The 15,202-nt window shown below is 72.2% G+C and carries 11 protein-coding genes; 3 read left to right on the top strand and 8 right to left on the bottom strand.

The window, feature by feature from the left end:
• Positions 1 to 93: 93 nt before the first annotated feature.
• The 7 genes from rapZ to coaE form a co-directional block, all read right to left on the bottom strand.
• Positions 94 to 963: an RNase adapter RapZ gene (rapZ, locus tag N8K70_RS10180; protein ID WP_317138232.1), complete on the bottom strand. Its 870-nt coding sequence runs from the start codon at positions 961 to 963 to the stop codon at positions 94 to 96.
• 10 nt (positions 964 to 973) lie between these two features.
• Positions 974 to 2,932 (bottom strand): excinuclease ABC subunit UvrC, encoded by a 1,959-nt coding sequence (gene uvrC / locus N8K70_RS10185; RefSeq protein WP_317138233.1) that lies wholly within the window; start codon positions 2,930 to 2,932, stop codon positions 974 to 976.
• 1 nt (position 2,933) lies between these two features.
• Positions 2,934 to 5,822 carry an excinuclease ABC subunit UvrA gene (gene uvrA / locus N8K70_RS10190; RefSeq protein ID WP_317138234.1) on the bottom strand — a complete coding sequence of 963 codons (2,889 nt, stop codon included), beginning with the start codon at positions 5,820 to 5,822 and terminating at the stop codon, positions 2,934 to 2,936.
• A gap of 109 nt (positions 5,823 to 5,931) precedes the next feature.
• Entirely contained in the window at positions 5,932 to 8,019 is a 2,088-nt protein-coding gene (gene uvrB, locus N8K70_RS10195; protein ID WP_317138235.1) for an excinuclease ABC subunit UvrB, read from the bottom strand.
• Between the two features lie 9 nt (positions 8,020 to 8,028).
• Positions 8,029 to 9,708, bottom strand: a complete 1,680-nt coding sequence (locus N8K70_RS10200) for a 5-oxoprolinase subunit B/C family protein (protein ID WP_317138236.1) — start codon at positions 9,706 to 9,708, stop codon at positions 8,029 to 8,031.
• Positions 9,709 to 9,766: 58 nt separating this feature from the next.
• Positions 9,767 to 10,519: a LamB/YcsF family protein gene (locus tag N8K70_RS10205; protein ID WP_317138237.1), complete on the bottom strand. Its 753-nt coding sequence runs from the start codon at positions 10,517 to 10,519 to the stop codon at positions 9,767 to 9,769.
• A 24-nt stretch (positions 10,520 to 10,543) separates the two neighbouring features.
• Positions 10,544 to 11,146 carry a dephospho-CoA kinase gene (gene coaE / locus N8K70_RS10210; protein ID WP_317138238.1) on the bottom strand — a complete coding sequence of 201 codons (603 nt, stop codon included), beginning with the start codon at positions 11,144 to 11,146 and terminating at the stop codon, positions 10,544 to 10,546.
• Positions 11,147 to 11,229: 83 nt separating this feature from the next.
• On the opposite strand from coaE, the gene N8K70_RS10215 reads away from it, so the two are divergent.
• The 3 genes from N8K70_RS10215 to N8K70_RS10225 are packed head-to-tail and all read left to right on the top strand — an operon-like array spanning position 11,230 to position 14,434.
• Complete coding sequence (locus tag N8K70_RS10215; protein ID WP_317138239.1) at positions 11,230 to 13,239, top strand: FAD/NAD(P)-binding protein; 2,010 nt, start codon at positions 11,230 to 11,232, stop codon at positions 13,237 to 13,239.
• Complete coding sequence (locus N8K70_RS10220) at positions 13,236 to 13,931, top strand: SDR family oxidoreductase (protein ID WP_317138240.1); 696 nt, start codon at positions 13,236 to 13,238, stop codon at positions 13,929 to 13,931. Before N8K70_RS10215 ends, N8K70_RS10220 begins: the two co-directional genes overlap by 4 nt.
• Before the next feature lie 23 nt (positions 13,932 to 13,954).
• Positions 13,955 to 14,434 (top strand): tetratricopeptide repeat protein, encoded by a 480-nt coding sequence (locus N8K70_RS10225; RefSeq protein WP_317138241.1) that lies wholly within the window; start codon positions 13,955 to 13,957, stop codon positions 14,432 to 14,434.
• On the opposite strand, the gene N8K70_RS10230 is transcribed toward N8K70_RS10225, so the two are convergent.
• The gene (locus N8K70_RS10230) at positions 14,410 to 14,967 is read right to left on the bottom strand and encodes a CGNR zinc finger domain-containing protein (protein ID WP_317138242.1); all 558 of its coding nucleotides are present in this window, start codon (positions 14,965 to 14,967) and stop codon (positions 14,410 to 14,412) included. The two genes, N8K70_RS10225 and N8K70_RS10230, sit on opposite strands and share 25 nt — an antisense overlap.
• Between the last annotated feature and the right edge of the window lie 235 nt (positions 14,968 to 15,202).

Consider the following 15,202-nt stretch of genomic DNA (forward strand, 5'->3'; position numbering starts at 1 on the left):
TTTGGCGCGAGGACCAAGCTTAGCGACCGCACTCCCCGTTCCTCCGGGTGCGAACTCCCAGCAGGCCGGGTTATGGCGCGGGCGGCACGGTGGTCACTCCCGTCCGAGATCGCGGTGGCGGACGCGAACCGCGACCCCCGGGACGTCCTTCAGACGATCGGCCAGCGCCAGTGCCATGGCGACCGAACGGTGCTTCCCCCCGGTGCACCCGACGGCGACGGTCGAATGGCTCTTGTTCTCGCGCTGGTAGCCCGACAGCACGGGTGCGAGCGCCGCGACGTAGGCGTCGAGGAACTCCTGCGCGCCCTCCTGCCCCAGGACCTCCTCGCTCACCGCGGCGTCCTGCCCCGTGAGGTGGCGCAGCTCGTCGTTCCAGTAGGGGTTCGGCAGGAACCGCATGTCCGCGACGAGATCGGCGTCGGGAGGGACCCCGTACTTGAACCCGAAGCTCATGACCGTGACGCGGTGGCGCGGCGCGCCCTCCTCGTGCAGCAGGTCGTTCACGTGCGTCGCGAGCTGATGGATGTTGTAGACGGACGTGTCGATGATGATGTCCGCGTTCTCCTTCACGGGAGCGAGGACGTCGCGTTCGCGCCGGATGCCGTCCAGGAGGGTCCCGTCGCCCTGGAGCGGGTGGGGCCGCCGCACCGCCTCGAAACGCCTCACGAGCACCTCGTCGGAGGCGTCGAGGAAGATCACCCGCAGGTTGTTGCGCTCGCGCAGCGCCCGCGTCGCGGCCGGCAGCTCGGAGAAGAGGTCGCGGCCGCGCACGTCGACGACGGCGGCGACGCGCGGCAGCTGGTCGCCGAGCCGGGACGACAGATCGAGCAGGGGCCGCAGCATCTGCGGCGGAAGGTTGTCGACGACGTACCAGTCGAGGTCCTCGAGGGCGTTCGCGACCGTCGAGCGGCCGGCGCCGCTCATCCCCGTGACGATCAGGACCTCGCCCGCTGTGTCAGCCATCGCGGTCAGCCTACCGATCATCCGCTCCCGCCGTGCCGACGGCGGGCTCCCGTGACACCGGATCGTCGCGGTGCAGGTGCTCGAAGACCGTCGCCGCGAGCTTGGGGCCGATGCCGGGGAGCTCCTCGATCTGCGCGATCGTGCCCTCGCGGAGCGCGGCGACGGAGCCGAAGTGACGCAGCAGGGCACGGATGCGCGCGTCGCCCAGGCCGGGGACCTCGCTGAGCACGGTGCGGATGTCGCGGCCCCGGCGGCGGCGCTGGTGGGTGATGGCGAAGCGATGCGCCTCGTCGCGCAGCCGCTGCACGAGATAGAGGGCCTCCGACGCCCGCGGGAGGATGACCGGATAGTCCTCCCCCGGCAGCCACAGCTCCTCGAGGCGCTTCGCGATGCCGCACAGGGCGATCTCGTCGTGTCCCGACTCGCGCAGCGCGCGCGCGGCCGCGGCGACCTGCGGCTGACCGCCGTCGACGACGAGCAGCTGAGGCGGGTAGGCGAAGCGGCGCCGCCTGGCAGGTGCCGTCACGACGCCGTCGGCGTCGCTCGTGGCGACGTCGGCCGCATCGGGCTCGGTCTCCTCGGGCCGGTCGAGGTGCGCGAGGCGCCGCGTCAGCACCTGATGCATCGAGTCGGTGTCGTCCGTCGTCTCGGCGATCGAGAACGAGCGATACTGGTCCTTGCGAGGGAGCCCGTCCTCGAAGACCACCATCGACGCGACCACGTTCGTGCCCTGCAGGTGGGAGATGTCGTAGCACTCGATCCGCAGCGGCGCCTCTTCCATCCCCAGCGCCTCCTGGAGGTCGCCGAGCGCCTGCGACCGGGCGGCGTAATCGCTCGTACGGCGGGTCTTGTGCCGCAGGAGCGCCTGCTGCGCGTTGAGCGTGGCGTTGCGCATGAGCTCCGCCCGCTGGCCGCGCTGCGCGACGAGCACCTCGACGCGCCTTCCGCGCTTCGCGGCGAGCCACTCCTCGACCTGGGACGCATCGGGAGGCAGGACCGGCACGAGCACCCGGAGCGGCACGTCCGCGGCCGTCGCGTCGCCGTAGGCGCGTTGCAGGATCCGGTCGACGAGGTCGGGCCCGGAGATGTCGAGCTCCTTGTCGATGGTCGTCGAGTGCACGCCGCGCACCCGTCCTCCGCGGATGACGAACTGGTGCACGGCGGCGGAGAGCTCGTCCTCGGCGACGCCGAAGAGGTCGGCGTCGACGTCGTCCGGCAGCACGAGCGCGCTCTTGCTCAGCACGGCGTCGATCGACGCGAGCCGGTCTCGGTAGAGCGCGGCCTGCTCGTAGTCCATCGCCGCGGCCGCCTCCCTCATCCGCGCCGTGAGCTCGCGCGTGAAGCGCTCGTCGCCGCCGTTCATGAACGCGATGAAGTCGTCGACGATCGCGCGGTGCTCGGCGATCGTCACCCGGTGCGAGCAGGGCCCGCCGCATTTGCCGATCTGGCCGGGGAAGCACGGTCTGCCCGTCTGCATGGCCCGCTTGTAGGAGGCGTCGCTGCAGGTGCGGATGGGGAACACCTTGATCATGAGGTCGATCGTGTCGCGCACCGCCCACACCTTCGGGTACGGCCCGAAGTACTTCGCCCCCGGGATGCGGCGGTTGCGCGTCACCATGACGCGCGGCGCCTCGTCCGCCAGCGTGATCGCGAGGAACGGGTACGACTTGTCGTCCTTGTAGCGGACGTTGAACGGCGGATCGAACTCCTTGATCCACTGGTACTCGAGCTGCAGCGAGTCGACGTCGGTCGGCACGACCGTCCACTCGACCGACGAGGCCGTCGTCACCATCCGCCTCGTCCGCTCGTGCAGCGTGTGCAGCGGAGCGAAGTAGTTCGACAGTCGCTGGCGGAGGTTCTTCGCCTTGCCGACGTAGAGCACCCGCCCTCGGGCGTCGCGGAAACGGTAGACCCCCGGATTGGTGGGGATCTCCCCCGCCTTCGGCTTGTAGGGAAGCTGGTCGGCCATCTCAGCTGGCCTTGCGACGCCGTTCGGCCGTCCCGAGGACCTCGGCGAGGAACGCGCCGGTGTGGCTCTCCTCGACCTTCGCGACCTGCTCGGGCGTGCCCGCTGCGACGATCGTGCCGCCGCCCGACCCGCCCTCCGGGCCCAGGTCGACGACCCAGTCGGCCGACTTGATGACGTCGAGGTTGTGCTCGATGACGATGACGCTGTTGCCCTTCTCGACGAGCCCTCCCAGCACCTCCAGCAGCTTGCGGACGTCCTCGAAGTGCAGGCCGGTCGTCGGCTCGTCCAGCACGTAGACGGAGCGGCCGTTGCTGCGCTTCTGAAGCTCCGTCGCGAGCTTGACGCGCTGCGCCTCGCCGCCGGAGAGCGTCGTCGCCGCCTGGCCGAGCCGCACGTAGCCGAGACCGACGTCGACGAGGGTCTTCATGTAGCGGTGGATGGCCTGGATGGGCTCGAAGAACTCCTCGGCCTCGGCGATGGACATCTCGAGGACCTCGGCGATGTTCTTGCCCTTGTAGTGCACCTGCAGCGTGTCGCGGTTGTACCGCTTGCCGTGGCACACCTCGCAGTCCACGTACACGTCGGGGAGGAAGTTCATCTCGATCTTCAGCGTGCCGTCGCCCGAGCACGCCTCGCAGCGGCCCCCCTTGACGTTGAAGCTGAAGCGCCCGGCCTTGTAGCCGCGCACCTTGGCCTCGGGCGTGTCGGCGAAGAGATTGCGGATGCGGTCGAACACGCCCGTATAGGTGGCGGGGTTCGACCGCGGCGTGCGGCCGATGGGCGCCTGGTCGACGTGCACGACCTTGTCGAGGTGCTCGAGCCCCGTCACGCGCGTGTGCTTCCCCGGCACGGTCCGGGCGCCGTTGAGGCGCTGCGCGAGCACCTCGTAGAGGATGTCGTTCACGAGCGTCGACTTGCCGGACCCGCTCACGCCGGTGACCGCCGTGAACACGCCCAGCGGGAAGTCCGCCGTGACGTTGCGGAGGTTGTTGGCGCGAGCGCCCACGACGGAGAGCATGCGCTTTTTGTCGATCCTGCGGCGCTTCCTCGGCGTCTCGATCGTGCGGCGTCCGGACAGGAAGTCGCCCGTGAGCGAGCGCTCGTCTCCCACGAGCGCCTCGAACGGGCCCGAGTGGATGACCTCGCCGCCCTCGACGCCCGCGCGCGGCCCGATGTCGACGACCCAGTCGGAGGCCTCGATCGTCTCCTCGTCGTGCTCGACGACGACGAGCGTGTTGCCGAGGTCGCGCAGGGCGACGAGCGTCTCGATGAGCCGGCGGTTGTCGCGCTGGTGCAGGCCGATCGACGGCTCGTCGAGCACGTAGAGGACGCCCGTGAGGCCCGTGCCGATCTGCGTCGCGAGGCGGATGCGCTGGGCCTCGCCGCCCGAGAGCGAGCCGGCGGCGCGGCTCAGCGTGAGGTAGTTGAGGCCGACCCGGATGAGGAACTCGAGGCGGACGCGGATCTCGCGCAGGATCTGCGCGGCGATCTGCTGCTCGCGGTCGCTCAGCACGACGTCGTTCATCATCGAGAAGGTGTCCTCGAGGCTGAGCTCCGCGGTCTCGGCGATGGAGCGGCCGTCGACCTTGACCGCGAGCACCTCGGGCTTCAGCCGGGCGCCGTCGCACACGGGGCACGGCACCTCGCGCAGGTACTCGGCCCATCGCGCGCGCGTCGTGTCCGTCTCGGCCTGCGCGTACTGGCGCTCGATGTAGGGCACGACGCCCTCGAATCCGCTCGCATAGCGCACCTCGCGCCCCCAGCGGTTCTTGAAGCGCACGTTGACCTTGTAGTCCTGTCCGTGGAGGATCGACTCGCGCACGATCTGCGGCAGCGCCCGCCACGGCGTGTCGAGCGAGAAGGCCATCTCGTCCGCGAGTCCCTCGAGCAGGCGCTCGTAGTACTGGAAGAGGCCCTTGCCCTGCGTCGTCCACGGCACGATGACGCCCTCGCGGATCGAGAGGTCCTCGTCTCCGAGCATGAGCTCGACGTCGACGGACATCCGCGTCCCGAGGCCGGAGCACGCGGGGCACGCGCCGAACGGCGCGTTGAACGAGAAGGTGCGAGGCTCGATCTCGGTCAGCTGGATCGGGTGCCCGTTGGGGCACGCGAGCCGCTCGGAGAACGACTGCCAGGCGTCGTCGCCCTCCTCGTCGACGAAGTTCACCTGGAGCACGCCGCCCGCCAGGCCCAGAGCCGTCTCGACGGAATCGGTCACGCGCCCGAGGATGTCGCCGCGCGCGACGAGCCGGTCGACGACGACCGCGATGTCGTGCTTGTACGACTTCTTGAGCGTCGGCGGCTCGGCGAGCTGCACGAGGTCGCCGTCCACGATCGCACGGGAGTAGCCCTTCGCCGCGAGCTCCTGGAAGAGGTCGACGAACTCGCCCTTCTTCTGCGAGACGACGGGCGCGACGATCTGGTAGCGCGTTCCGTCCTCCAACGTCATGAGCCGGTCGGCGATCTGCTGGACCGTCTGACGCTGGATCCTCGCGCCGCACTCGGGGCAGTGCGGCACGCCGATGCGCGCCCACAACAGACGCAGGTAGTCGTAGATCTCGGTGATCGTGCCGACCGTCGAGCGCGGGTTGCGGTTCGTCGACTTCTGGTCGATGGAGACCGCCGGGCTCAGCCCCTCGATGAGGTCGACGTCGGGACGGTCGACCTGGCCCAGGAACTGGCGCGCGTACGCGCTGAGGGACTCGACGTAGCGGCGCTGGCCCTCCGCGAAGATCGTGTCGAAAGCGAGGCTCGACTTCCCCGAGCCGGACAGGCCGGTGAACACGACGAGGGAGTCGCGGGGGATGTCGAGGTCGACGTTCTTGAGATTGTGCACGCGGGCACCGCGGACACTGATCTTTCCGGGCGAGGCGACAGGGATGATGGGCACGGATCAATCCTAGGGAGGGTCGCGGACATCTGGACGTTTGTTCGACCATTTCGCCCAGCGGATTCGAAGATCCGCGCGCGGGAGACCGCGGAGGCGACGGGCGACGGCCCTACGCGTGGCCGGCCTTCTCCATCTGCCGGAGCTCGCGCTTCAGATCCTGCACCTCGTCGCGGAGGCGCGCGGCGAGCTCGAACTTCAGCTCCTCGGCGGCCACGAGCATCTGCTGGGTGAGATCGGCGATCGTCCCCTCCAGCTGGTTCGCGCCCTCCGCGGCGATGCCCTCGTGCCTGCGCAGGGGCGTCGGCGCCTTCCCCTTGCCCTTGCCGGACTTGTTGCGGGCGGCATCGCGCTGTGAGAGCAGGCTCGCCGTGTCGGCCTCCTCGCGCACCAGGGAGTCCGTGATGTCGGCGATCCTCTTGCGCAGCGGCTGGGGGTCGACGCCGTGCTCGCGGTTGTAGGCGATCTGGATCTCACGACGACGCTCGGTCTCCTCGATCGCGCCTCGCATCGAGTCGGTCATGTTGTCGGCGTACATGTGCACCTGGCCGGCGACGTTGCGCGCCGCGCGTCCGATCGTCTGGATGAGCGAGGTCCCCGAGCGCAGGAAGCCCTCCTTGTCGGCGTCGAGGATCGCCACGAGCGACACCTCCGGCAGATCGAGCCCCTCGCGCAGCAGGTTGATGCCGACGAGCACGTCGTAGACCCCCTGGCGCAGCTCCGTGAGCAGCTCGACGCGACGCAGCGTGTCGACGTCGGAGTGGAGGTAGCGCACGCGCACTCCGTGCTCGCCGAGGAAGTCGGTGAGCTCCTCCGACATCTTCTTCGTCAGCGTCGTGACGAGCACGCGCTCGTCGCGCTCCACCCGCAGGCGGATCTGCTCGAGCAGGTCGTCGATCTGGCCCTTCGAGGGCTTGACGACGATCTCGGGATCGACGAGGCCGGTCGGCCGGATGATCTGCTCGACGACGCCGTCGGCGATGCCCATCTCGTACTTCCCGGGGGTCGCCGAGAGGTACACCGTCTGGCCGATGCGCTGCTTGAACTCGTCCCATCGCAGGGGCCTGTTGTCCATGGCGCTCGGGAGCCGGAAGCCGTGCTCGACGAGGGTGCGCTTGCGCGACGCGTCGCCCTCGTACATGGCCCCGATCTGCGGAACGGTCACGTGCGACTCGTCGATCACGAGGAGGAAGTCGTCGGGGAAGAAGTCGAGCAGCGTGTGCGGCGGCTCGCCCGCCTCGCGTCCGTCGAGATGACGCGAGTAGTTCTCGATGCCCGAGCAGAAGCCGAGCTGCTGCAGCATCTCGAGGTCGAAGGTCGTGCGCATCCTCAGCCGCTGCGCCTCGAGGAGCTTGCCCTGGCGCTCGAACTCCTGCAGGCGCTCGGCGAGCTCCTCCTCGATGGTCTTGATCGCCCGCTGCACCGTGTCGGTGCCGGCCGCGTAGTGCGTCGCGGGGAAGATCGCGACCGCGTCCATCCGCTCGATGACCTCGCCCGTGAGCGAATGCAGCTTGTACAGCGCCTCGATCTCGTCTCCGAAGAGCTCGATGCGGATGGCGAACTCCTCGTAGACGGGGATGATCTCGATCGTGTCGCCGCGCACGCGGAAGTTGCCGCGCGAGAAGTCGACGTCGTTCCGGTTGTACTGCATCGCCACGAACTGGCGGATGATCGCGTCGCGGTCGTAGCGCTCCCCCACCTGCAGCGCGACGAGGGCCCGCAGGTACTCCTCGGGCGACCCGAGGCCGTAGATGCACGACACGGTGCTCACCACGACGACGTCGCGGCGGCTGAGGAGCGAGTTCGTCGTCGAGTGCCGCAGCCGCTCGACCTCGGAGTTGATCGACGAGTCCTTCTCGATGAAGGTGTCGGTCTGGGGGACGTACGCCTCGGGCTGGTAGTAGTCGTAGTACGAGACGAAGTACTCCACGGCGTTGTGGGGCATGAGGTCGCGGAACTCGTTCGCGAGCTGGGCGGCGAGCGTCTTGTTGTGCGCGAGCACGAGCGTGGGGCGCTGGACCTGCTCCACGAGCCACGCCGTCGTCGCGGACTTGCCCGTGCCCGTCGCGCCGAGCAGCACGACGTCCGTCTCGCCCGCGTTGATGCGGCCGGCGAGCTCGGCGATGGCCTTGGGCTGGTCGCCGCTGGGCATGTACTCGCTGACCACCTCGAAGGGGCGCACGCTCCGTGTCGTCTGCATGCTTCCACCCTAGGAGGGGGCGCCGACATCGGGGCCGGCGTCCCCGTCCGTCCGGAAGCGGACGCGCATCCCCGGAGCGAGCTGGCCGGCGAGATCGAGGTCGGCGTCCACGACGGCTCCGATGACGGGATACCCGCCCGTCACCGGCCGATCGGGCAGGAAGAGCACCGGCTGGCCCCGGGGCGGCACCTGCAGCGAGCCGGTCACCGTCCCCTCGCTCGGCAGCTCGCCTCCGACGGCGCGTTCCAGCGGAGCCGCGCCCCGAAGGCGGATCCCGACGCGGTCGGAGCGCGGCGTGACCTCCCATTCCTGGACGAGCAGGAGGCGGACGGCCTCGTCGGCGAACCAGTCGTCGCGCGGCCCGAGCGTGATGCGGAGCGTCACGAGGCCGCCCGGCGCGGGCAGCGGGAGGGCCGGCGGCTCGAACGGGACGACGGCGCCCGAGACGGAGGACGGGCCGTGCAGCGGCACGACGTCGCCGGGCCGGAGCGCACGGCCTCCGATCTCGCGCGAGCCGATGTCGCCGAGCGTGTCCGTGGCGAGGCTGCCGAGCGCGGGAGTGAGCGCGAGGCCGCCGCGGATCGCGACGACCGCGCGCACGCCCCGGGACGCGTACCCGATCGTCAGCTCGTCCCCGTCGTCGACGGCGATCGGACCGCCGTTCGCCACGGGCGTCTCGGCGCCGTCGCGATGGCGCACCGTCGCATCCGCCGCCGCCCCGCGGATCGCCGCGACGCCGCCGCCGCGGAAGCGCAGCACCGCGCCCCCGCCGAGCAGTTCGAACGCCGGCGCCCCCGGGCCGTTGCCGACCGCGCGGTTCGCCGCCCGCAGCGCGGCGCGGTCGGCGGCGCCCGACGCGGACACGCCGAGGTGCGCGGCGCCGGGCCGACCGAGATCCTGCACGAGGAGCCGCAGGCCCGGGCTGACGACCTCGACCGCGTACCGCGTGCCGCGGTCGCCGGGCATGTCGAGCGGCTCCCGCGCAGCCGGCGGCCGGACGCTCTGCGACGCTCGGGACGGCGTCGCGGGCAGGCCCGCTCCGCGTCGGAGCCGGTCGCCCTGCGATCCCGCCGGGCGTGCGACGTCCGCGAACCGCACGACGGCGCCGGGCACGAGAAGCGCCGGAGGGTCGCGCTCGAGATCCCAGAGGACCGCGTCGGTGCGGCCGATCAGCCGCCACCCGCCCGGGCTCGCACGCGGATAGACGCCGGAGTACGGACCCGCGAGCGCCACGGACCCGGGCGGGACGCTCGTGCGCGGGGAGGCCCGGCGGGGCACGTCGAAGAGCGGGTCGTCGCCGACGAGGTAGCCGAACCCCGGGGCGAAGCCGGTGAACGCCACACGCCAGGTGGCGGCGGCGTGGCGCGCGACGAGCTCCTCCGCCGTGACGCCGAGATCGGCCGCGACGTCGGCCAGGTCCTCGCCGCCGTAGCGGACGCCGATCACGACGTCGGACGCCGCGGCAGGGTCCCGTTCCGCGAGCGGGATCGCCTCGAGCGCCCGACGGAGCGCCGATGCGGTCGTGCGCAGCGGATCGAAGCGCACGAGCACCGTCCGGGCGGCCGGCACGAGCTCCGTCACGCCGGCGAGACCCGCCGCCGCCAGCGCCGCATGAAGGCGCATCGTCGCGTCGAGGTCCTTCTCCTCGACGAGCAGGGCGCGATCGGAAGCCGTGAGCACACGCCGCACGCGGGCCTCCGTTCCGTCGGGCCTCCCATTCTGCCCGTTCGCGCGCGGCGCCGGCGCATCACGCGAACGCGGTGAGCGGGATCCCCTCCGCCTCGAGCCGCCGGCGGACGGCGGCGGCCATCGCGACGGCTCCCGGGCTGTCGCCGTGCACGCAGATCGAGTCGGCACGCACCGCGACGTCCGAGCCGTCGATCGCGTCCACGACGCCCTCCTGCGCGAGCCGCGCCATCCGTCGCGAGACGACGTCCGGGTCGTGGAGGACCGCGCCCGTCTCCGCTCGCGGCACGAGCCCGCCCGAGGGGAGATACGCCCGGTCCGCGAACGCCTCGGTCACGATCCTCAGACCGGCGTGCGCCGCGACGCCCTGGACGACGCCGCCCGGCAGCGCGAGCAGCGCGAGCGAGGGGTCGACGGCCCGGACCGCCGCCACGACGTCGCGCGCCTGGCGTTCGTCGTGCACGATCGCGTTGTAGAGCGCGCCATGCGGCTTGACGTACGCGAGCCGCGCGCCGGCCGCCGCCGCGAGGTCCCGCAGGAGGCCGATCTGCTCCTCGACATCCGCCTGCAGCGTCGGGGAGTCGACGTCGAGCATCCGCCGTCCGAATCCCTCGCGATCGCGATAGCTCGGATGGGCGCCGATCGCGACGCCGCGCGCTACGGCCGCGGCGAGCGTCGCGCGGATCCCGTCGGCCGTCCCGGCGTGGACGCCGCACGAGACGTTCGCGCTCGTGACGACGCGCAGCATGGCGTCGTCGTCGCTCACGACCCGGCCGGGCTCGTTCTCGCCGAGATCGGAATTGAGGTCGACCACCGTCTCCTCCTCGTGCCGTCCGCGTCAGGCGCGCCCGGCGAGCGTCTGCCAGAGCGCGTCCGCCCGGGCGAGCGTCTCGTCGAGAGTGCCCGACGTGTCGATCACGACGTCGGCGAGCGCCAGCCGTTCGTCGTCGGACGCCTGGCTCGCGATGCGCGCGGCGGCCGCCTCCTCGGACATCCCCCGTTCCCGCACGAGCCTGTCCCGGCGGACATCCGCCGGAGCGTGCGCGACGACCACGACATCCCACTCCCCCGTTCCGCGGGCCTCGGCGAGCAGCGGCACGTCGTAGACGACGACGGCACGCGGGTCGGCGTCGAGCGCGAGACGGAACCGGCGCTGCGACTCCGCCTTGACCGCCGGGTGCACGATGCCGTTGAGGCGCGCGAGCCTCTCGGCGTCGCCGAACACGACGGCGCCGAGCGCGGCGCGGTCGAGCGCGCCGTCCTCGTGGAGCACCGCCGGGCCGAACTCCGCCGCGATCGCGGCGAGCACGGGGCGTCCGGGGGCCTGGAGCTCCCGGACGACGACGTCGGCGTCGACGACGGCCGCGCCGTGCTCGGCGAGCCTCCGTGCGATCGTCGACTTGCCCGACGCGATCCCGCCGGTGAGCGCAACGAGTGGCATGGCGTCAGTCTAGGCGAGCGCCCCTGCGGCAGCGCGACCGCTCGCGGGCGACGGGCCGCCGCCGAAGGGGCACAATGGGAGGGATGTCCGCTCCTCGCCGCCCCGTGATCGCGATCGTCGGAGGCGGTCCGCGCGGCGTCTCGCTGCTCGAGCGCCTCGGCGCGAACCTGCCCGCCGACGCCGCGATCGACATCCGCATCGTCGACGACACCGAGGTCGGCGCCGGGCGCATCTGGCGCACCGACCAGACGCGAGAGCTGTGCATGAACACGCTCGCCGACGCCGTCACCCTCTTCACCGACGACGCGGCGACCGTCGCCGGCCCCGTGCGCGTGGGGCCGACGCTCCACGAGTGGTGCCAGCTCGTCCGCCAGCGCGCGTTCGGCGACGCCGATGACGTCGTCGCGCACATCCCCGCGACGCACGTCGCGGCGTTCGACCGGGTCCCCGTCCGCGAGGGACTCGCGCGGGAGTACGGCTCCGAGCTGCGCGCGCAGCGGCCCGAGTCGCACCCGTCGCGCTCGCTCTACGGCGAGTATGCGCGCTGGTGCCTCGCATACGCCGAGGCGACGCTGCCGCCCGGCGCGCGCGCGACCGAGCATCTCGGTCGGGTCACGGCCGTGTCCGAGCGCGACGGGATGCAGGTTCTCGAGGTGCGGACGACGGCCGGGACGGAAGAGCTCGAGGCGGACGCCGTGGTCGCGGCGACCGGATGGCTCGAGCGGTCCCCGACGCCGGAGGAGCGCGAGATCCGCGCAGCCGTCGACGCGGACCCGGCACTCGTGTGGGTGAGGCCCGGCTCCCCCGTCGACCAGCCGCTCGGCGCGGTGCCCGACGGCGCGCACGCGATCGTCCGCGGACTCGGCATGGGCTTCTTCGACGCCGTGGCGCTCCTCACCCGGGAGCGGGGAGGCCGGTTCGTCGCGGAGCCGGCCGCCTCGTCCGGCCTGCGCTACGAGGCCTCGGGACGCGAGCCGGTCCTGCACGTGACCTCGCGTCGCGGTGTGCCGTTCCGCGCGAAGACGCTGTACGGATCGCTGCCGCCCCGCGCGCCGATGCGCCATCTGCGGAGCGTCGACTGGGCGGGCGTGCCTCGCCCCATCGACTTCGACGATCTCGTCTGGCCGCTCGTCCTCAAGGACGCGTTCGCCGACTACCACGAGACGCTCGCGCACGCGAGGCCGGGCTCCGTCGACCTCGACGGCGCCCTCCGCGCGATCTCGCACGCCGACCTCGAAGCGGTCGGCGCCGCGACCCGCGAGCGCGTCGAGCGTCTCGCCGACGCGGTCTCGCCCTTCGTCCCCGACCCCGCCGACCGGCTCGACCTCGCATCGGCGATGTTCCCCGGCGAGGGCCGGACGTGGCCGTCCCCCGGCGCCTTCGACGCGTGGGTCGCGCGCTTCGTCGCCGGCGATCTCGCGGCATCCGCCCAGGGGAGCGACAGCCCCGTCAAGGCGGCGCTGTGGTCGATCGCCTCGGCGCGCGGTCTCGTCGGACGCATCGGCGCGTTCGGCGGCTTCGACGCCGAGTCGCGCGCATCGGGCTTCCGCACGCTCATGTCCGTCGGGGCGATGGCGGGATCGGGGCCGCCCGCGTTCCGCAACCGCCAGCTGCTCGCGCTCAGGGACGCCGGGATCGTGCGCTTCCTCGGGCCCGCGGCTCACGTGACGATCGCGGAGGGAGCGTTCCACGCGTCCTCGTCGGCGGTCGCGGGCTCCGGGGCGACCGCCTCCGTGCTGATCGACGCATGGATGCACGTGCACGACGTGGCGGAGAGCGCCGATCCGCTCGTGCGCTCCCTCGCCGCGGCCGCCCGTCTGCGGCCGTTCGATGCCCCCGCGCGCGCAGGCGGCGGGGTGGGGACCGGCGCATTCGACGTCGACCCCGCCACGGGGCGCCTCATCCGGGCGGATGGCTCCGTGGACGCGGCCTTCCACGTGTCGGGCATCCCGATCGAGCAGGCCATGCACGACGCGGTCATCAGCCCGATGCCGCGCACCGACCCGACCATGCTGCGCGAGACCGATCGCGTCGCCCGTTCCCTCATCACCGCCGCGACCTCGCCCGTCGCCGGAAGAAGGAGGCCCGCATGACCGAGGACCGACCCGTCGCGATCGTCACCGGCGCCACAGGAGGCATGGGATCCGAGATCGTGCGCGATCTCGTGCGGACCCACAGGGTGTACGCGTTGGGACGTCGCGACGACGTCCTCTCCGAGCTCGCCGTCGAGACGGGAGCGGAGGCGCGCCGCGTCGACGTGACCGATCGGGACGCGCTCACGGCTTTCGCGGAGGAGCTCGACCGCGTCGACGTCCTCGTGCACGCGGCCGCCGTCGGCGGCGCCGTCTCGGTCGAGGACGCGACGGAGGCGGACTGGCTGCTGGCCCTCACGACGAACGTCGTCGGCCCGTCGCTCCTCACCCGGGCGCTGCTGCCGCGGCTGCGCGAGGCGGAGGCCACGGTCGTCTTCATCGGCTCGGGCGCGAGCACCCGCCCGGCTCCCGGAAGCGCCGTGTACACGGCGTCGAAGCACGCGCTGCGAGCCGTCGCGGACGTGCTGCGCATCGACGAGGAGAAGCACCGGGTGCGCGTCGTGACGATCGCCCCGGGGCAGACGGACACCGCGATGCTGCGGGCCGGCGTCCCCGCCGAGAGCTACGCGGCCGAGCGCTACATCCGCCCCTCGTCCGTCGCGGAGTCGGTGCGGTACGTCGTCGATCTGCCCGCCGATGCGCACATCACCGACATCGCGCTGCGGCCGCGGCAGGAGATCGCACGGCTGTAGCCCGCGGACCCTATGCTGACGAGGTGACTTCGAGAGCGGAGTGGGAGCAGCGCGTCGCGGCCGTCTGGAACGCCGACGACGACGCGACCCTCGTCGAGCGGATGGCCGCCGTGGCGGCGGACGCTCCCCATCCGTCGCTGGGCGCGTTCGAGCTCGGCGGCGCGTACGACAGCACGGGTCGCGAGGCCGAGGCGCTCGTCCGGTACGAGGCCGCCGTCGCCGGCGGGATCGCCGACGTCGACCCCGAGCGCGCAGCGCAGCTGGTCGTCCAGCACGCGTCGACGCTACGCAACGTCGGCCGCGTCGACGACGCGATCGCCCTGCTGTCCTCCGCGCCCCCGCACCCGTCGACCGGTGCCGCCCGAGAGGTGTTCCTCGCGCTCGCGCTGCACAGCGCCGGGCGCGACGCCGAGGCGCTCCGCACCGCGATCGAGGCCCTCGTCCCGACGCTGCCGCGGTATCGGCGGTCGGTCGCCGCCTACGCCCGGGCGCTCACGGACTGACCGGAGCGGCGGGCGCGGTGGCGCCTCACGGCCGCCCGGTTCGCACAACGGACGGAGCAGTAGCGCTGCCTCCCGTTGCGCGTCGTGTCGACGACGACGCGACGGCACGGGTCGCCGGACGACAGCCCCGCCTCGCAGCGGGCGAGCCGGTGCATTCCGCGCGTGGTGAGGTGGAGGGCGGTCCCGACGCTCATCACCGCGAGCAGCACGTCCGGCAGCGATCGCCCGTCGTCCCGGTAGTGCAGGTGCCAGCCCTCGCCGTCGTGATCGGTCAGCCGCGGGTACGCCGTCGCCTTCGCCATCAGCGCGTTCAGGAGCTGCGCGCGCACGCGCTCCTCCCGCGCGTCCACGACGGCGAGCCAGCGGTCGATCACGTCCCGCGTGCGCGCGTGGTCGTCCGTCCCCGTCGGGAACTCCATCGTCATCCCGAACTCCCTCGTCCGATCGACGATCCCCTCCCTGTCGTCCGGCCAGTCGTCCGCGAGGGAGGCGGCGAGCAGGACCGCGTACTCGCCGTAAGGGTTGAGATGCATAAGGCCATTACAGCACGGTGGATCCATGGAGACACTCGATGATCGCCGGACGCCCCCGCGAACGCAGCGCGAGGGCTGCCCGGACCATGGCTGGGAGGCGCAGTCGCGTCACAGGACGTCGTCCGGCACGGTGGTCTATCAGCGCTGCGCGCGCTGCGGCGCCTTCCGCGTGGACCTTCTCACTCCGTCATCGCCCGTCCCCCTCGCCCTGAGCGTCGAGGTGGCCTCGGCGCGG

The organism is Microbacterium sp. AB, from assembly GCF_032878875.1.
Taxonomy (GTDB): Bacteria; Actinomycetota; Actinomycetes; order Actinomycetales; family Microbacteriaceae; genus Microbacterium; species Microbacterium betulae.